Consider the following 17,049-nt stretch of genomic DNA (forward strand, 5'->3'; position numbering starts at 1 on the left):
TATATTCTAAATTTGATGTTGTTATGAAATATATAAGTATAGTACTTCTAAGTACTTTAATTCTTAGTTGTGGTGGCGCGAAAGTTGATCAATCAACAGTTTTGAATCCTACAAATCCGAAAGGAGTAAAAGGCACAGTCTTATCTGAATCTACAGTTGAAAAAACGGAGGATAAAGTAGGTATGAAAACTTCAAAATTGAAAGGGAATACTTTACCAGGGGATATTGAAAAAATAATGACGTTTTTAACTTCGGATAAATTACAGGGCAGAGATACAGGTAGCGGAGGTATAGCGATGGCTGCAGATTATATTCAGAACGTGTTCGAGAAGAATAATATACAACCATATTTTACATCATATAAAGATACATTAGATAACTATAGTGATGGTGTGGCTTATAATGTAGTAGGTTTTTTACCGGGCACTGATCAAAAACTAAAAAATGAATATGTTCTAATAGGAGCACATTATGATCATATAGGTTTAATTAGTGGAGACAGTAACGATAGAATTGCGAACGGAGCCAATGATAACGCTTCAGGAACTACAACTGTTTTAGAATTTGCTAAATATTTTGGTGAGCATAAAAATAACAAACGGAGTATAATTTTTGCCCTATTTACAGCAGAGGAAAAAGGTTTGGTAGGGTCAAAGCATTTAGCGAAAAAATTAAAGGCAGAAAATATTGATTTATACGCAATGTTGAATTTTGAAATGGTGGGGGTGCCAATGGTCGATAAAGACCATAGTCTTTATTTAACAGGATATGAACTATCGAATTTAGCAGAAGTTAGTAATGGTTATGCAGCTAAGAATTTAGTAGGTTTTCTGCCAAAAGCAAAAGAGTTTAATTTGTTCAGACGGTCAGATAATGCTCCTTTTCATGATGAGTTTAATGTGCCATCTCAGACATTTAGTTCTTTCGATTTTACAAATTTCGGAGAATACCATAAAGTAGGTGATGAAGCATCATTGATGGATTATGAATTTATGGCAACGATAGTAAATGAATCAGTGCCGATGTTAGAAGGTATTATTAATGCACCAGTAAAAGAATTAAAGTATAATTAATGGAATATGTAATTGTAACAGGTACCAGTAGGGGGATTGGTTTCGAATTAAGTAAGTTGCTAGCCGATGCTGGTTATAAGGTCTTGGCGCTTTCTAGAAATGATAAACCGATTAAAAGTCTAAATCATAAAAATATTGAAGCATTTTCTTTTGATGTGTCCTCGGTAGAAGACAGGGGTAATCTATCTAATTATTTAAAAGATAAAGAGGGTAATGTTATAGCACTTATAAATAATGCCGGCAAGTTGGTAAATAAACCTTTTTTAGAGTTGACTGAAGAAGAGTTTAAGGCGGTATATGAAGTGAATGTTTTTGGGGTTGCAGCTATGACCAGACTCATTGTTCCATTTATGGGTAAAGATGCTCATGTGCTTACCATTAGCTCAATGGGCGGTATTCAAGGTAGTGCGAAATTCCCAGGTCTTTCGGCATATAGTTCTAGTAAAGGAGCAGTACTTACGCTTACAGAATTATTAGCAGAGGAATTTAAAGAAACAGGTCCGGCATTTAATGCACTTGCCTTAGGTGCGGTGCAAACAGAAATGTTAGAAGAAGCTTTCCCAGGTTATGAGGCCCCTGTGAGTGCGAAAGAGATGGCGGAATATATAATGGACTTTGCTTTAAAGGGGCAAAAAATGTATAATGGTAAAATTTTACAAGTAAGCAGTAGTACACCTTAAGAATGCAAGAAACGTTATCTAAATATCTTCCTGAATTAGCGGTTGGTCCATGTTATGCACTAATTAAAGATAGTCAGGTGCATTTAAAAATCGTGAATGAACGTGTTACTAGGCATGGTGATTATCGAATGCGAAAAGATGGTAACCATCAGATCACGGTTAATGCATCTTTAAACAAGTATAGGTTCTTAATTACTTTAATTCATGAAATAGCCCATTTAATAGCATTTGAAAAATATGGCCGTACTATTAAGCCACATGGTTTAGAATGGAAAAGAACGTTTCAATACCTAATGCTTCCATTCATACGTCCAGAGATATTTCCTTCACAGCTTTTACCTTTATTGGCTAGACATTTTAAGAATCCGAAGGCAAGCAGTAGTACTGATGCTCAACTATCTATTGCTTTAAAAAAATTCGATGAACAACAATCGGAAAAAACTTACGTTTACGAATTACCTATAGGGTGTGTGTTTCGTATCCATAATGGTAAACTTTTTAAAAAAGGTAATAAACGAACTAAGCGTTATGAGTGTGTAGAATTATCATCAGGAAGGATGTTTCTTTTTCAACCAAATGCTGAAGTAGAATTAATAAAAAGCTGACATGAACAAAAATTATTATGCCGTTTTAATGGCAGGTGGAGTAGGATCTAGATTCTGGCCAATAAGTACAAGTGAGAATCCGAAGCAATTTCATGATATGTTGGGTACGGGTGATACTCTTATTCAAAAAACGTTTCAAAGATTAAACAAATTCGTACCTACCGAGAATATTTTAATTCTTACCAATGAACGTTATAATGATTTGGTGTTAGAGCAATTACCAATGGTAAAACAAGAACAGGTAGTTCTTGAACCAGCAATGAGAAATACAGCACCATGTATTTTATATGCCGCAATGAAGATTCAAAAGATGAATGAAAATGCGGTAATGATAGTAGCTCCAAGTGACCATTGGATAGAAGATGAAGATGCATTTGCAAAAGATGTTACGGCATGTTTTAAAAAGTGTGAGACTGAAGATGTTTTGTGTACGTTAGGTATAAAACCTTCTTTCCCTAATACAGGTTTTGGGTATATAGAATATAATAAGGCAGATACGGCACCTATTAAAAAAGTAAATCAGTTTAGAGAGAAGCCAGACTATGAAACTGCTAAAGATTTTCTAGCACAGGGTAACTTTTTGTGGAATGCAGGTATATTTATGTGGAGCGCAAAAACTATTGTAAACGCGTTTCAGAATTTTCAGCCAAAACAATATGCTTTGTTTAGAGATGGCTTAGTGTGTTATAATACAGACGATGAAAAGAAATTTATTTCTGAGAACTATCCGAAAGCTGAAAATATATCTATCGATTACGCTATTTTAGAAAATTCAAAAGCTATCTATGTTAAAGAAGCGACTTTTGATTGGAACGATTTAGGAACTTGGGGATCGTTGTACGACAAGTTAGATAAAGATGAGAATGAGAATGCTATAGTAAATGCTAAAGTATTGACGGAAGATGCTAATGGTAATATGATTAGGTCTAAAGCTGGTAAAGTAGTCGTTGTAGACGGACTTAACGATTATATTATAGTTGATAAAGATGAAGTACTTTTGATCTACCCAAAGACAAAAGAACAAGATATTAAACAAGTTTTAAATAAGGTAAAAGATACCTTTGGTGATGAATTCGCTTAAATATGGAGAACAATCTTAATCAAGATAACATTACCCCTAACAGTAATGAGGGTAGTGGTAGTGAAGAAGTAAAAAAAGATTTTCAAGGTCTTTTAGGTAGTGTTAAAACGTTTCTTTCTGAGCTGTTGGACATTAGAACCAACACCGATCAGCAGGCGACGAAAGAAGCTATTATTGCCGATATTCCTTTTAAGGGGCATACTTCTTGGATTTTGATTTGTTCCATTTTTATTGCATCTATTGGTCTTAATGCCAATTCTACTGCTGTAGTTATTGGTGCGATGTTAATTTCTCCACTTATGGGTCCTATTTTAGGTATAGGTATGTCTGTGGCGATAAATGATATTGACACCTTAAAAAGATCATTGAAAAACTTTGCTGTAATGGTAGTTTTAAGTGTGATAACGGCGTACTTATTCTATCGTTTTTTTCCGCTTAGAGATGAATCTTCAGAACTTTTGGCTAGAACTGAACCAGATATTAGAGATGTTTTAATAGCATTTTTTGGTGGTTTGGCATTGGTAATAGCACGTGCTAAGAAAGGTACAATTGCTAGTGTAATTTTTGGTGTTGCAATTGCCACGGCTTTAATGCCGCCTTTGTGTACAGTAGGTTTTGGTTTGGCAATCGGAAATTGGGAGTATGCGAGGGGTGCAATGTACCTGTTCATTATTAATACAATTTTCATAGCCTTAGCAACTTTCTTGGTAATAAAGCTCCTGAAATTCCCCATGGTTCGTTACGTGAATTCGCAACGAAGAAAATTGATAGCTAGGCTTGCTTCTTTATTGGCGGTTTTGGTTATGATACCTGCAGGTTTTACATTCTATAGTGTTTTTAAAAAATCGTTATTCAATAGAGATGCCGAAACTTTTATAACAGAAAAAATAGTGCCTTACCAATTTGCGGGTGAAGGCAAGTTTTTAAAAGATTTTAGTGAAGTAGATTATAATGATGAAGGTAAGTCGAAAATTGAACTAGTTTTCATGGGTAATGACGGTATACCTGATAATGTAATTGCTACTTGGCGTGCGCAAATGGCAGAGTACAAACAGCTAAAAGGTACAGAGCTAGCCGTTGTTCAGGGTTCTAAAAGTGACGAGGCAAATGAACTAAAATATGTGAATGAGCTTTATGAATCTCAGAAAACTATTCTAACTAGTAAAGACGAGAAAATTCAGCTTTTAGAAAGTGAATTGGTAAGGCTGAACCAGATTTCATCAAATCAAATTCCTTTCAAAGAAATTAGTCTAGAGGCGAAAACGAATTATGAAAATTTAGAGCGAATAGGTTATGCTTATTTGATTTCAACGGATTTTGCCAAAACCGATAGCATACCATTATTTGAAGTCACTTGGAAAAAGGAAGCCAAAAGAGCAGAAACAGTTAAAGATATGAGCAAGCTGCAAGATTGGTTGCGTCTAAGATTGAGTAATAAGAATATTCAGATTAAAGAGGTGCCTACAGAGTAGGGTTAGTTTTGTTCTTGAATATACATTTGGCGTACCTTTTTGAAAAGATCAGATGAATAAACAAAATTAGTTACCGCTTCATTATCGGTTTTGAAGATTTCGTTTTTAGTTCCTTCCCATTCTAAGAGACCGTCTTTTAGGAAGGTTATTTTTTCGCCAATTTGCATTACCGAGTTCATATCATGAGTATTTATTACGGTAGTAATATTATACTCTTCAGTAATTTCTTTGATAAGGTTGTCAATAAGAATAGCCGTCTTAGGGTCTAAACCAGAATTAGGTTCATCGCAAAAAAGATATTTCGGATTCATAACTATAGCACGAGCAATAGCCACACGTTTTTGCATACCACCAGAAATCTCAGATGGAAATTTATGATGTGCATCAATTAGGTTTACTCTTTTTAAAACCGCATCTACACGGTCTTTCATTTCAGATTTAGACTGCTTGGTAAACATTTCTAGAGGGAACATTACATTACCTTCGACCGACATACTATCAAAAAGGGCGCTACCTTGAAATACCATACCCATTTCTTGTCTTAAATCGCGTTTCTCGTTATCGCTAAGGTCAGCATATAATTTTCCGTCATAGACAATATCGCCTTCCTCGGGGATGAATAATCCTAAAAGACATTTAAGGAAAACAGTTTTACCTGATCCACTTTGCCCAATGATTAAATTAGTTTTTCCTTTTTCGAATGTAGTCGTAACCCCTTTAAGGATATGAGCATCACCAAAAGATTTATGTATGTCTCGTACTTCTATCATTATCCTAGCAAAAGTTGGGTTAATATGTAGTTGAGTATAATAATTACAACACTCGTCCAAACGAACGCTGTCGTACTTGCCTTACCAACCTCTAAAGCTCCGCCGCGCATATAAAATCCATGAAACGATGGTATTGTTGCAATCACAAAGGCAAAAATCAAGGTCTTAACAAATGCATATGCAATATGAAAAGGAACAAAATCTGATTGTAGTCCTGTTATAAAATCTTCGCTAGTTAAAAATCCGCCGAAAACTCCAGCCATCCATCCACCGAATATTCCAACATACATAGAAATTGCAATAGCGAAAGGGTAAAAAAGCATTGCAATAATCTTAGGGAATACTAAGTAATTTAATGAATTTACGCCCATTACCTCTAAAGCATCTATTTGTTCGGTTACACGCATGGTGCCAATACTAGATGTAATGTAGGAGCCCACTTTACCGGCCATTATTATAGATACGAAAGTAGGTGCAAATTCTAATATTACAGATTGGCGAGTTGCAAAACCAATTAGATTTCGCGGTATTAATGGGTTGGTGAGATTAAGTGCTGTTTGTATGGCTACAACGGCACCGATAAAAAAGGAAATGAATATAATAATACCCAATGAGCTAAATATCAACTCATCTATTTCCTTGAATATAAGGGACTTCATTATTCTCCATTTCGTAGGTTTTTTAAAAACCTCGCGGATCATAATTGCATAGCTCCCTACAGATGCTAAATAGTTCATTGATTGAAAATATATTTCTTACCGTAAAAATAACAATAAAGGACCTGATTTAACCTCCGTTTAATCTTTAAAGATGTAAATTATTTTACATTTGTGTAACAATCCTATCCGTATGAAAATGAAAAAATATTTTGTTGCTTCTTTATTTGTAAGCACGATGTTATTGGTGAACGCCTTAAACGCTCAAAAGAAAAATAAGGAAAATACAAATGATGACCTTTTAAGGGTAAAACCAAAATTGGTGGTTGGTATTGTAGTTGACCAAATGCGTTATGATTATATAACACGTTTTTATGATCATTTTGGAAATGATGGATTCAAAAGACTTGTAGAACAAGGGTTCAATTGTAAAAACAACCATTTCAACTATGCGCCTACAAGTACGGGACCTGGGCACACATCTGTGTATACGGGTACTACACCTGCAGTGCACGGAATAATCGGTAATAATTGGTACGATAAAGAGATTGATGCAAGTGTGTATTGTGCTAGTGATGACACCTATACTTCGGTAGGGACTACGGCAGATGCTGGGCAAATGTCACCACACCGTATGGATGTTACAACTATAACAGACGAAGTGCGTTTAAGTAGCCAAATGCAAGGCAAGACTATAGCCATAGCCTTAAAGGATAGAGGTGCAGTTTTACCTGGTGGGCATACTGCTAATGCAGCTTATTGGTTTCATGGAGCAAATGAAGGGAATTGGATAACAAGTTCTTATTACATGAGTCAACTTCCAAAATGGGTTAATGATTTTAATTCATCGGGTACGGCACAATCTTATAAAAGAGAATGGAATACGTTAAAAGATATTAAGGAATACAAAGAGAGTGGAACTGATAATAACCTTTTTGAAGGAAAATTTGAAGGAGAAACTACAACTTCATTCCCTCATAATACTCCTGCATTGCTAGATAAGACAAAAGATTTTGATATTATAAAGGCAACACCTTTTGGTAATTCCTTGACTGCAGATTTTGCTATTGAGGCATTGAAACAAGAGGGTTTGGGTAAAGACGATATAACAGATTTTCTAGCGGTAAGTTTTTCAAGTACCGATTATGTAGGGCATATGTACGGCGTTAATTCTAAAGAAGTTCAAGATACTTATTTAAGGTTAGATGCAGATTTAGAAAGGTTATTCAAAGCATTGGATAAGAATGTTGGCGAAGGGGAGTATACTTTATTTTTGACAGCTGATCATGCGGCTGTTGAGGTTCCGACGTATTTAAAAAGTGAAAAAATACCAGCTGGTTACGTAGATACAGCTGCTAATAAAAAGAGATTGAGCGAATTTCTACAGTACAAGTATGGTACAGAAGATATTATTAAAAACGTTTCTAACAATCAAATATTCTTAGATCATAAAATTGTAAAAAATCTAGACCTAAGCTTAGCTGATGTACAAGTTGAAATTGCTCAAGAATATTTAGGTTATGATGCAATAGATAGAGTGTATACAGCGAATCAAATGTGGAGTACAAATTACACCCATGGTGTTCCTTATATCTTACAGAATGGCTATAGTCAAAGGAGATCGGGTGATGTATTAGTAGTATTTAAACCAGGATTTATTTCTTATGGTACAACAGGTTCTACACATGGTTCACCACAAATTTATGATACACATGCACCGTTATTGTTTTATGGTATGGGTATTAAGCCAGGTTCTACAGTTAACAGAACAGAGATTCCTGATATTGCACCAACCATTTCAGCGTTGTTAGGTATATCTTTTCCGAACGGAACAACTGGTAAACCTATAACAGAAGTGTTTAAATAATATGGACGATAGGCAAATAGGTATTTTCGATTCTGGTATTGGCGGCACTTCTATCTGGGGAGAAATACAAGAGCTTTTACCTAATGAAAAATGCATTTATTTGGCAGATAGTAAGAATGCGCCTTATGGAGAAAAATCTGAAGAACGAATTTTAGAGCTGAGTATAAAGAACACCGAATATTTATTAAGCCAAGGTTGTAAAATTATAGTCGTTGCCTGTAATACGGCAACGACAAACGCTATTGATTATTTAAGGGCAAATTATACTGTTCCTTTTATAGGTATTGAGCCAGCACTAAAACCTGCGGCTATAAATACTAAATCTAAGATTGTGGGTGTTTTAGCTACTAAGGGGACTTTGTCGAGTAGTCTATTTCATAGTACCTCAAAAAATCATGCTGCTGGTATTACTGTTTTAGAACAACGAGGCACCGGTTTGGTAGAGATGATTGAGAACGGAAACCTTCAAGGCGATGAATTATACCATTTGTTAGAGGGGTATATAAAACCTATGCTTGAAAAGGGAATGGATTATCTTGTTTTGGGCTGTACGCATTACCCATATTTAATTCCGCTATTGAAAAAAATGCTACCAGAAAATGTAACTATAATTGACTCTGGTCAGGCAGTGGCGCGACAAACAAAAACAGTTTTAGCCAAAAACGAGTTGTTGACCAATTCTACAAATGTTGGTATTCATCAATTTTATACGAATGGTGATGAAAAAGTACTTGCTTCGATTTTAGAGTCCGCTAAGCCAAAGTACACCGTTTCTTTTAAAGACTTTTAAGCGTATTTTCTTTTTTGACGTAGGTTAAATAAGTGAATGATAACTTGTGTTTTTCGTCTGTTGGGTGAAACTCTTGGTTTGTTAGCATCCAATAGTTCTCATCAATTTCTGGAAAAAAGGTATCGGCATCTTCAAAAGTAGCATGCACACGGGTAAGTTCTATTTTGTCAGAATGCTTTTCACCTTGCTTGTAAATTTCTCCGCCACCAATTATAAAGGCAATTTCATTTCCCACTAAATCTACTGCTTCATCTAAAGAGTGCACTACTTTACATTCATTATAGTCTACCGAGTAATTTTTATCTCTGGTAATGATGATATGGGTTCTGTTTGGTAAAGGCTTAGGGAAACTTTCATATGTTTTTCTGCCCATTATAATTTTATGACCAGACGTTAATTTCTTGAATCTTTTAAAATCATCTGGTAAATGCCAAAGCAAATCGTTGTCTTTGCCTAAAGCGTTGTTTTCTGCTGCCGCAGCTATCATTATAAGTGTGCTCAAAGTAGTTTTTTTTTAGGTTCGGGTTCAATTGCGGTAGGTAGTTTTATTTCCTGTTCAATTTCTTTCTCCATTTCAGCAATGCGTTTCTTTTGCTTCGCTACTAATTTCTCACGTTGTGAACGTTCCCAGTCATTACCCATAAATTTATTGGTGACAAAGACATTGAAAATGTGTAGAACAAATAGAAATCCCCAAAAGGTAATAGCCCAAACGAACCAATTATATTCTTGTCCGTATTTTAATATTTTATTGATAAGCACCAAGAAAACACTACCAACTAAAAATACTACGAAATGCGTGTAAAGGCGTTTTTTTTGTTTAACCCTTTTTTGAGCATTCTCTAATAGCTCATGCTGCTCTAAATCTAATTTGGAGGTATTTTTATTTCTAGAAAACATACTCTTCCTATCTTTGGTATAAAGATACAGGAAATGTATTATACGCTATAATCAATGGAAAAATTTAGAAAAGAATTCCCAGTTTTAAGAAAAGGTATTTATGCGAACACCGCAGTGTATGGTTTGCTGTATGATTCTTTGTTAGAATGGCGGCAAGAGCATGATCTAGACTTTTTATTAGATGGTAGCGATATGCGCGAGCAATCTTTAAAGGTAATTTCAGGTACGCGTACTACTGTTGGTAAGTTCTTTAATTGTAAACGAGAGAACGTAGCATTAGTTAGTAACTTTTCATCAGGACTTAATGTGTTGTTGGAAGGATTGAATGCGAAGAAAAAGGTGCTACTTGTTGAGAATGATTACCCTTCTCTTAATTGGAGTTTTGAGAATAGAGATTTTGAGATTTCCTATATATCTATGACTACCGATTTAGAAGAGCGTATTCAAGAAACAATATCAAGTCAGAAAATCGAGGTACTTGCTTTAAGCTTGGTGCAGTGGTTAGACGGTTTTGCTATTAATCTGGATTTCTTAAAAGAATTGAAAAAACAAAATCCTGATTTGATTATCATGGTAGATGGTACCCAGTTTTGTGGTAGTTCTAGCTTTGATTTTGATAACTCAGGTATTGATGTTTTGGGTGCTAGTGCTTATAAGTGGTTATTGGCTGGTTATGGTAACGGATTTATGTTGTTTTCGGATCAAGTTAAAAATGAGTTTTCGATAAATAATATTGGCTTTAATGCTGCCGACGGAGATTTTGATAAAAAAGATGAAATTAGATTTGCTAAGAAATTCGAGCCAGGTCATCTGTCATCGCTGATTTTTGGGAGTTTAAAGTTTTCTCTAGATTTTTTTGAAAGAATAGGGATGGATAAAATAACAGAACACAACCGTAAATTATCAGAAAAGGCAAAATCAGAATTTCAAAAACTAGGACTATTATCTGATGAGGTTTCGGGAAGAAACCAGCATAGTACCATTTTTAACATCAAAGCAAACGAAGCTACTTATCAAAAACTAATAGATAATGATGTGTTTTGTGCCCAAAGAGGCGACGGAGTTCGTTTAAGTTTTCATTTCTATAATACAGAAGCAGAAATAGATGCAATTGTAAAAATCTTAAAAACAGGAAAGTAGCTATTCAGAATAAAGTAGTTTTGTAGGATAAAATTTCGTAGTACATCTATAAAAAGCTTAAATATTAAGGATTTGATAAAAATCTCTTATGTGTTGTAAATGAGTATTTTATTGTACTAGTTTTGTCTTAAATATTAAATTTAATATCATGGCAATTGCAAAAAAATATTTAAAAACTAAGCCAGTATGTAAGGTTACTTTTACAGTACCTGCAGACGATGCAAAAAAAGTAGCTGTTGTAGGCGATTTCAATAACTGGAATGCAAAAACGAGCACATTGAAGAAACAAAAGAATGGCTCTTTCAAGGGCACTTTTGATCTTCCAAAAGAGAATTCATATGAATTCAAATACATTGTTGATGGAGAATATGTAAATGACAGTGAGGCTGATCGTTACCAATGGAATGATTTCGCAGGTTCTGAGAATGCTGTATTAGAATTGTAAAAAAATAGTATTTAAATATAGAAAGCCTGCTATTTTACATAGCAGGCTTTTTTTTTGACACTATTTTATAGTGTAATCTAATTCTTTTTAAATACACAGTTTTTATAACCAAATGAAGTTGATTCATATGAAGTGACCATTTTTAAACCAGATTCTTTAGCAAGCCAAGTAATTATTTCATCATCGTACTTTTGTGAAATTTCAGTGTGTATAGTTTCCCATTGCTTAAAATCGACGGTCAGCTCTAAATTTTTAATTTGTACAGTCTGTTCAATTTTTGAAACTAAGTAACTCTTTGCGGTTCCTGTTTCGGGGTTATAGACTTCCCAATGTAAAAACTGCTTTAAATCAAAGTTTGCATTTAGTTCGGTATTTATTCTATCAAGAACATTTTTATTGAAAGCAGCAGTAACCCCTTCTTTATCGTTATAAGCATCTAATATGGTCTGTGGATTTTTCTTTTGATCAAACCCCATGAACAATAAGTCTTCAGGTTGCATTAGCTGTTGAATCTTATTCATAAAAACAACTGCCTGCTCATGCTCTAAGTTGCCAATATTAGAACCTAAAAACAAAATTATTTTTCTGTTCTCGCGATTGCTTATTTCTTTAAGCGCCTCAAAATATGTTCCTTGAAAAGGTTTAACTTGTACTTCTGGTAATTCTTTTTCAATAGAATGCTGTAATTGACTTAATGCGTTGTCGCTTATATCATTGGGTACATAAGTGAAATCGATTTTTTGGTCGCTGAATTCTTTTAATAAAATTTTGGTCTTTTTGCCATCTCCAGCACCAAGTTCAATTAAGTCAAATGATCCAAAACCGGTAAACAGATTTGAGATTTCTTCTTTATTGTTGTTAAGTATTTCATACTCAGAATCGGTAAGATAGTAAGTGGGCATTGCCATAATATCTTGAAAAAGCTTATCTCCCTTTTTGTCGTAAAAATACATTGATGACAAATGCTTAGGGTTGTCAGTCAAACCTTGGTGAACTTCTTTTTCAAATTCACTTGTATTGGTGAGTGTCGTCTTAGTGTCTCGCATACGTAATCTGTCGTAATTATTTGGCTAACCTTATACCGGTAAACTGCCATTTTAAATCGGTTGAAAAAAAGTTGCGATAGGTGTGCCTTGCGTGTTTAATAGGTGTTGCTATTGAGCTACCTCTAAGTACTTTTTGGTTAACCATAAATTTACCGTTGTATTCACCTAAAGCTCCATCAACTTTTTTATAATTAGGGTAGGGTAGGTAGGCACTTTCTGTCCATTCCCAACGTTGTCCCCAATTAAATTGTTCCTGAGCGGCTTCCCACTCAAATTCAGTAGGTAGGCGACATCCTTTGTATTGAGCAAAGGCAAATGCTTCAAAATAAGAAATATGGGTAACAGGCGCGTCTAAATCAACTTCAGTTAATCCATTAAGGCTATAGTAATGCCATATTCCATCTATTTCGTGCCAGTATAATGGAGATGTTACTTGGTTTTGCTGTACCCAATCCCATCCAGCGGCATGCCAAAGGTCGAAACGTTTGTATCCGCCTGCTTTAATGAATTCAATATATTCGGCATTGGTAACGAGTTTGTTCGATATTTGATAGTCATGAAGATATACTTTATGTCTTCCTAATTCATTGTCAAAACAGAAGTCAGTAGAATTATGACCTATTTCATAAATTCCCTCACTCATATCTATCCATCTTTGAGTGTCTTTCTCAATGGTAAATTCTTCAAAAGTGTCTGAGTATTTAGGTAATAACGGGTTGTTCCCGAGAATATATTTAATATCTGTAAGAAGTAATTCTTGATGTTGCTTTTCGTGATGTATTCCTATTTCTAGAACGTTTAATAAAGTTTTGTCATCATTAGATGCTAACAGCCTCTTCATTGCTTGAGTTACATAATGTCTGTATTCATAAACCTTTTTTACTGAAGGTCTAGACAAATTACCTCGGTCTGCACGTACCACACGTTTACCTATAGTTTCGTAGTAGCTGTTAAATACAAACGAGAAATCGTCATCAAAAACTGTATAAGCCTTGTCGTATGATTTAAGAATAAATTCTTCAAAAAACCAAGTCGTATGACCTAGGTGCCATTTTGGTGGAGAGGCGTCAACGATAGGTTGTACCACATAATCTTCAATTTCTAGAGGCTTGCAAATAGCCTCGGTATGCTCTCTGGTTTCTAAAAAGAAATCTAAGAACGTATCAGTACTAACCATGAAAACAATTTTTATGGAAAGTTAAATAAAAATGATCAATTGAGTTTAACCTGATAAATTAAGAAATTGATACTATTAAAGCTTGAAGTTAATAGGAATGGAGTATGGAACCTTTTTAGGTACACCATTTTGGCTTCCTATTTGAAATTTTGGCAGTAATGAAATAATTCTTCGAGCTTCGTTTTCTAAAATTGGTGCAGGACCTTTTGTTTTAATGTCACCAACATTGCCTTCTTTGTCAATAGTGAACATGATGCTTACTCTGCCGCTGACCCTTTTTGCTATGGCTTCTTTAGGATAATTAAAGTTAGAACCAATATGCTGTTGCATAAGTGAATTAAAGGTTCTTCTATCTGTTAAATCATCTACCCTTGTCTGATTTGGGAATAAAGGAACTTCTTCAATAACACCACCTTTGAAAGTAGAACTACTATCTAGAGGAATTTTTTTTAAAAGATTATCGTTTGTAAGGTAATCGTATTTCAAGACGTATTTAGGTCTATCCTTTATAGGTTTTTTATTGTCGACTCTTAAAACATGCAATTCAGCAATTCTTTGATTGAGTTCTTTAGAGAATTTTTTATTCAGTTTTTTATCATTGATGTAAGTGTAAATTCTTTCATCATTGATTTGATTCAAATCATTTAAATTAAATCTGATACTTGTTTTTAAAGTGTCGATTTCCTGATTTCTCTTTTTGAATAAATCTTCGAGAATAACAAGTACCTCTTCCTCAACTTTAAGACTTAAGCAATCATTTTTATCTAAAGCATCTGCACACTCATCAATGACTATTTCTTCTTGTGGAAAATAAATAGAATCGTCTTGTGAAAAACAATTCATTGAAATGAAAGTACAAACGATAAGTAAAATTGATGCTTTTATTTTCATAGTTTAAATAGCTACTTTCCCTTTTATATGAGGATGTGGATTATAATCTACCAATTCAAAATCTTCGAATTTGAAATCAAAAATATCTTTCACTTCCGGATTCATTTTCATTTTAGGCAATGCTTTAGGTTCTCTACTTAATTGTAATTCAACCTGCTCCATATGATTATTGTAAATATGGGCGTCACCGAAAGTATGAATAAAATCGCCAGCTTCATAGCCACAAACCTGAGCCATCATCATTGTAAATAATGCGTAAGATGCAATATTGAAGGGTACACCTAAGAAGATATCTGCACTACGTTGGTATAATTGGCAAGACAATTTACCATCGGCAACATAAAATTGAAAGAATGCATGGCAAGGTGGTAAAGCGGCTTTACCATTAGAAACATTCTCAGAAAATGATTTAGAGGTGTCTGGCAATACGCTAGGGTTCCAAGCAGACACTAACATTCTTCTGCTGTTAGGGTTGGTTTTTAAAGAATGTACTACTTCTTTAATTTGATCAATTTCATCATCGTTCCAATTACGCCATTGATGACCATAAACCGGACCTAGATCTCCGTTTTCATCAGCCCATTCGTTCCAGATACGAACGCCGTTTTCTTGTAAATACTTTATATTGGTATCACCTTTTAAAAACCAAAGTAGTTCATATACAATAGATTTTAAATGTAATTTTTTGGTGGTCACCATTGGGAAACCTTCGCTGAGGTCAAATCTCATCTGATACCCAAAAACACTTTTAGTTCCGGTTCCTGTGCGGTCACCCTTTTGGTTTCCTTCAGTTAATACGTGATTAAGTAAGTCGTGATATTGTTTCATAAGAATAGAGCTCCCTGAGTCCTATATGTAGTTCTCTTACGGAGTAAAGATTATTGTTACTTCAAAAATAAAGAAAGATGATATTTAAAACAGTAGAATAACTTCTCAGTTATCAATAATTATCAACGAAATAATAAGTGTTCCCCTTTTGGGGGTTAGGGGGCATTTACCCTAAAATCATACCTGCAATAGTTGCAGAAAGTAATGATGCTAAAGAACCACCAAGAACTGCTTTCATTCCGAATTCAGATAAAGTCTTTCTTTGTCCTGGTGCTAGTGATCCAATACCGCCAATTTGAATACCTATTGAAGCGAAGTTTGCAAAACCACATAGCATATAAGTGGCCATAATAACAGACTTATTGAACTTTAAATGTGGTAAGGTGCTAAGATCCTTAAGCTCTGCTAATTGTATATAACCTACAAATTCACTTGCTACTAATTTAATACCTAATAATTGACCCATGAGCATAATGTCTTCATTGGCTACGCCAATTAACCACATTAAAGGGGCGAATATAGTACCCAGAATTGCTTCAAGAGAGAATTTAGAATACGCGGTGTTTTCAGCTATCCAGCTATTTAAATGTGTGAAATCTCCTGTCCACTCTAGAATACCGTTGACCATTGCAATAATGGCTACGAAAACTAAAAGCATAGCACCTACGTTAACGGCTAGTCTTAGTCCTTCAGTAGTTCCGTTTGCAATTGCGTCTAATACGTTGGCGCCAATTTTTTCAGAAGAGACGTGAACATCACTATTTACTTCTTCGGTTTGTGGATATAAAATTTTAGAAATTACAATGGCTCCAGGAGCAGCCATAACAGAGGCAGCCAATAAATGTTTGGCAAATACCAACTGTAGCAATTCATCTTCACCCCCTAAGAACCCGATATAAGCAGCTAAAACTGCACCGGCAACGGTTGCCATACCACCAATCATGACCAACAGAATTTCTGATTTGGTCATTTTTTCTAGGTATGCTTTTATTAAAAGAGGTGCTTCTGTTTGTCCAAGAAATATGTTTCCAGCTACAGAAAGACTTTCTGGTCCTGAAATACCCAATGTTTTGGAAAGTGCCCATGCAAGCCATTTTACTATTTTTTGTATGAATCCTAAATAAAACAGTAGAGATGTTAAAGCTGAGAAAAATATGATTGTAGGTAATACTTGAAAAGCAAAAATATATCCGAAAGTACCGGTATCGACAACTAAACCTTCAAATAGGAATTTACTACCCGCACGTGTAAATTCTAGTATACTGACAAAGATTCTTCCTATTTGTTCAAAAACTAATTGTACGAAAGGTATTTTAAGAACGCCAATGGCAATAACCAATTGAAGGGCCAGACCTATACCAACAGTTTTCCAATTAATAGCTCTTCTGTTAGAGCTGAATAAAAAGGCTAAAAATAATAAGACTGCCATGCCTAAAACTCCTCTTCCGAGGCTGTTGAAAGAAAATCCTTCATTGACTTCCATTCCCATAACACCAGCAGTAGCAACATCTTCAACTAAAATTGTATCAGTGGTATCTTGTATCGTTTGAGTTACGTCTACGTCTTGAGCAAAAGTAATTGTGGTAAGAATTAGTGCAAAAAATAGCAACCATTTGCCCTTTTTCATA

General features: G+C 34.7%; 18 protein-coding genes. 9 read left to right on the forward strand and 9 right to left on the reverse strand.

Annotated features, from left to right (window positions below):
• Positions 1 to 23: 23 nt before the first annotated feature.
• From QSV08_RS20210 to QSV08_RS20230, 5 genes are read left to right on the forward strand one after another with little or no spacing between them, the layout of a single operon-like run.
• Entirely contained in the window at positions 24 to 1,073 is a 1,050-nt protein-coding gene (locus QSV08_RS20210; RefSeq protein ID WP_324025492.1) for a M28 family metallopeptidase, read from the forward strand.
• Positions 1,073 to 1,753, forward strand: a complete 681-nt coding sequence (locus QSV08_RS20215) for an SDR family NAD(P)-dependent oxidoreductase (protein WP_324025493.1) — start codon at positions 1,073 to 1,075, stop codon at positions 1,751 to 1,753. The genes QSV08_RS20210 and QSV08_RS20215 overlap by 1 nt, the downstream gene beginning before the upstream one ends.
• Positions 1,754 to 1,755: 2 nt before the next feature.
• On the forward strand, positions 1,756 to 2,358 hold the full coding sequence (locus QSV08_RS20220) for a SprT-like domain-containing protein (RefSeq protein WP_324025494.1): 603 nt from the start codon (positions 1,756 to 1,758) through the stop codon (positions 2,356 to 2,358).
• Position 2,359: 1 nt separating this feature from the next.
• A complete protein-coding gene (locus QSV08_RS20225; protein WP_324025495.1) occupies positions 2,360 to 3,439 on the forward strand; it encodes a mannose-1-phosphate guanylyltransferase in 1,080 nt (359 codons plus the stop codon).
• A 2-nt stretch (positions 3,440 to 3,441) separates the two neighbouring features.
• The gene (locus QSV08_RS20230; protein ID WP_324025496.1) at positions 3,442 to 4,911 is read left to right on the forward strand and encodes a DUF389 domain-containing protein; all 1,470 of its coding nucleotides are present in this window, start codon (positions 3,442 to 3,444) and stop codon (positions 4,909 to 4,911) included.
• A 2-nt stretch (positions 4,912 to 4,913) separates the two neighbouring features.
• On the opposite strand, the gene QSV08_RS20235 is transcribed toward QSV08_RS20230, so the two are convergent.
• Both QSV08_RS20235 and QSV08_RS20240 read right to left on the reverse strand, forming a co-directional pair.
• The gene (locus tag QSV08_RS20235) at positions 4,914 to 5,681 is read right to left on the reverse strand and encodes an ABC transporter ATP-binding protein (protein ID WP_324025497.1); all 768 of its coding nucleotides are present in this window, start codon (positions 5,679 to 5,681) and stop codon (positions 4,914 to 4,916) included.
• Complete coding sequence (locus tag QSV08_RS20240; RefSeq protein ID WP_027068092.1) at positions 5,681 to 6,418, reverse strand: MlaE family ABC transporter permease; 738 nt, start codon at positions 6,416 to 6,418, stop codon at positions 5,681 to 5,683. The genes QSV08_RS20235 and QSV08_RS20240 overlap by 1 nt, the downstream gene beginning before the upstream one ends.
• Before the next feature lie 118 nt (positions 6,419 to 6,536).
• On the opposite strand from QSV08_RS20240, the gene pafA reads away from it, so the two are divergent.
• Positions 6,537 to 8,204: an alkaline phosphatase PafA gene (gene pafA, locus QSV08_RS20245; RefSeq protein ID WP_324025498.1), complete on the forward strand. Its 1,668-nt coding sequence runs from the start codon at positions 6,537 to 6,539 to the stop codon at positions 8,202 to 8,204.
• Position 8,205: 1 nt separating this feature from the next.
• The gene (gene murI / locus QSV08_RS20250) at positions 8,206 to 8,994 is read left to right on the forward strand and encodes a glutamate racemase (protein WP_324025499.1); all 789 of its coding nucleotides are present in this window, start codon (positions 8,206 to 8,208) and stop codon (positions 8,992 to 8,994) included.
• Here the strand turns inward: murI and QSV08_RS20255 are convergent.
• Complete coding sequence (locus QSV08_RS20255) at positions 8,981 to 9,481, reverse strand: dihydrofolate reductase (RefSeq protein ID WP_416382065.1); 501 nt, start codon at positions 9,479 to 9,481, stop codon at positions 8,981 to 8,983. The genes murI and QSV08_RS20255 overlap by 14 nt on opposite strands.
• An 11-nt stretch (positions 9,482 to 9,492) precedes the next feature.
• Positions 9,493 to 9,894: a 2TM domain-containing protein gene (locus QSV08_RS20260; protein ID WP_324025501.1), complete on the reverse strand. Its 402-nt coding sequence runs from the start codon at positions 9,892 to 9,894 to the stop codon at positions 9,493 to 9,495.
• A 54-nt stretch (positions 9,895 to 9,948) separates the two neighbouring features.
• Between QSV08_RS20260 and QSV08_RS20265 the strand changes: the two genes are divergently transcribed.
• Positions 9,949 to 11,034 carry an aminotransferase class V-fold PLP-dependent enzyme gene (locus QSV08_RS20265; RefSeq protein WP_324025502.1) on the forward strand — a complete coding sequence of 362 codons (1,086 nt, stop codon included), beginning with the start codon at positions 9,949 to 9,951 and terminating at the stop codon, positions 11,032 to 11,034.
• 148 nt (positions 11,035 to 11,182) lie between these two features.
• On the forward strand, positions 11,183 to 11,479 hold the full coding sequence (locus QSV08_RS20270) for an isoamylase early set domain-containing protein (protein ID WP_324025503.1): 297 nt from the start codon (positions 11,183 to 11,185) through the stop codon (positions 11,477 to 11,479).
• Positions 11,480 to 11,556: 77 nt separating this feature from the next.
• On the opposite strand, the gene QSV08_RS20275 is transcribed toward QSV08_RS20270, so the two are convergent.
• The 5 genes from QSV08_RS20275 to QSV08_RS20295 form a co-directional block, all read right to left on the reverse strand.
• The gene (locus tag QSV08_RS20275) at positions 11,557 to 12,525 is read right to left on the reverse strand and encodes an L-histidine N(alpha)-methyltransferase (RefSeq protein ID WP_324025504.1); all 969 of its coding nucleotides are present in this window, start codon (positions 12,523 to 12,525) and stop codon (positions 11,557 to 11,559) included.
• Positions 12,526 to 12,541: 16 nt separating this feature from the next.
• Positions 12,542 to 13,702 carry an ergothioneine biosynthesis protein EgtB gene (gene egtB, locus QSV08_RS20280; RefSeq protein WP_324025505.1) on the reverse strand — a complete coding sequence of 387 codons (1,161 nt, stop codon included), beginning with the start codon at positions 13,700 to 13,702 and terminating at the stop codon, positions 12,542 to 12,544.
• 75 nt (positions 13,703 to 13,777) lie between these two features.
• Positions 13,778 to 14,593 (reverse strand): energy transducer TonB, encoded by an 816-nt coding sequence (locus QSV08_RS20285; protein ID WP_324025506.1) that lies wholly within the window; start codon positions 14,591 to 14,593, stop codon positions 13,778 to 13,780.
• Between the two features lie 3 nt (positions 14,594 to 14,596).
• Positions 14,597 to 15,421 carry a thymidylate synthase gene (locus QSV08_RS20290; protein ID WP_324025507.1) on the reverse strand — a complete coding sequence of 275 codons (825 nt, stop codon included), beginning with the start codon at positions 15,419 to 15,421 and terminating at the stop codon, positions 14,597 to 14,599.
• A gap of 166 nt (positions 15,422 to 15,587) precedes the next feature.
• The gene (locus QSV08_RS20295; protein WP_416382036.1) at positions 15,588 to 17,048 is read right to left on the reverse strand and encodes a NupC/NupG family nucleoside CNT transporter; all 1,461 of its coding nucleotides are present in this window, start codon (positions 17,046 to 17,048) and stop codon (positions 15,588 to 15,590) included.
• Position 17,049 lies beyond the last annotated feature (1 nt).

Origin of the sequence: Maribacter sp. BPC-D8 (assembly GCF_035207705.1) — a bacterium.
GTDB lineage: Bacteria > Bacteroidota > Bacteroidia > Flavobacteriales > Flavobacteriaceae > Maribacter.

Bases quoted from the DNA above. Each gene is read 5' to 3' on its own strand.
- QSV08_RS20210 (WP_324025492.1), top strand. From the start codon at position 24: ATGAAATATATAAGTATAGTACTTCTAAGTACTTTAATTCTTAGTTGT.
- QSV08_RS20215 (WP_324025493.1), top strand. From the start codon at position 1,073: ATGGAATATGTAATTGTAACAGGTACCAGTAGGGGGATTGGTTTCGAA.
- QSV08_RS20220 (WP_324025494.1), top strand. From the start codon at position 1,756: ATGCAAGAAACGTTATCTAAATATCTTCCTGAATTAGCGGTTGGTCCA.
- QSV08_RS20225 (WP_324025495.1), top strand. From the start codon at position 2,360: ATGAACAAAAATTATTATGCCGTTTTAATGGCAGGTGGAGTAGGATCT.
- QSV08_RS20230 (WP_324025496.1), top strand. From the start codon at position 3,442: ATGGAGAACAATCTTAATCAAGATAACATTACCCCTAACAGTAATGAG.
- QSV08_RS20235 (WP_324025497.1), bottom strand. From the start codon at position 5,681: ATGATAGAAGTACGAGACATACATAAATCTTTTGGTGATGCTCATATC.
- QSV08_RS20240 (WP_027068092.1), bottom strand. From the start codon at position 6,418: ATGAACTATTTAGCATCTGTAGGGAGCTATGCAATTATGATCCGCGAG.
- pafA (WP_324025498.1), top strand. From the start codon at position 6,537: ATGAAAAAATATTTTGTTGCTTCTTTATTTGTAAGCACGATGTTATTG.
- murI (WP_324025499.1), top strand. From the start codon at position 8,206: ATGGACGATAGGCAAATAGGTATTTTCGATTCTGGTATTGGCGGCACT.
- QSV08_RS20255 (WP_416382065.1), bottom strand. From the start codon at position 9,481: ATGATAGCTGCGGCAGCAGAAAACAACGCTTTAGGCAAAGACAACGAT.
- QSV08_RS20260 (WP_324025501.1), bottom strand. From the start codon at position 9,894: ATGTTTTCTAGAAATAAAAATACCTCCAAATTAGATTTAGAGCAGCAT.
- QSV08_RS20265 (WP_324025502.1), top strand. From the start codon at position 9,949: ATGGAAAAATTTAGAAAAGAATTCCCAGTTTTAAGAAAAGGTATTTAT.
- QSV08_RS20270 (WP_324025503.1), top strand. From the start codon at position 11,183: ATGGCAATTGCAAAAAAATATTTAAAAACTAAGCCAGTATGTAAGGTT.
- QSV08_RS20275 (WP_324025504.1), bottom strand. From the start codon at position 12,525: ATGCGAGACACTAAGACGACACTCACCAATACAAGTGAATTTGAAAAA.
- egtB (WP_324025505.1), bottom strand. From the start codon at position 13,702: ATGGTTAGTACTGATACGTTCTTAGATTTCTTTTTAGAAACCAGAGAG.
- QSV08_RS20285 (WP_324025506.1), bottom strand. From the start codon at position 14,593: ATGAAAATAAAAGCATCAATTTTACTTATCGTTTGTACTTTCATTTCA.
- QSV08_RS20290 (WP_324025507.1), bottom strand. From the start codon at position 15,421: ATGAAACAATATCACGACTTACTTAATCACGTATTAACTGAAGGAAAC.
- QSV08_RS20295 (WP_416382036.1), bottom strand. From the start codon at position 17,048: ATGAAAAAGGGCAAATGGTTGCTATTTTTTGCACTAATTCTTACCACA.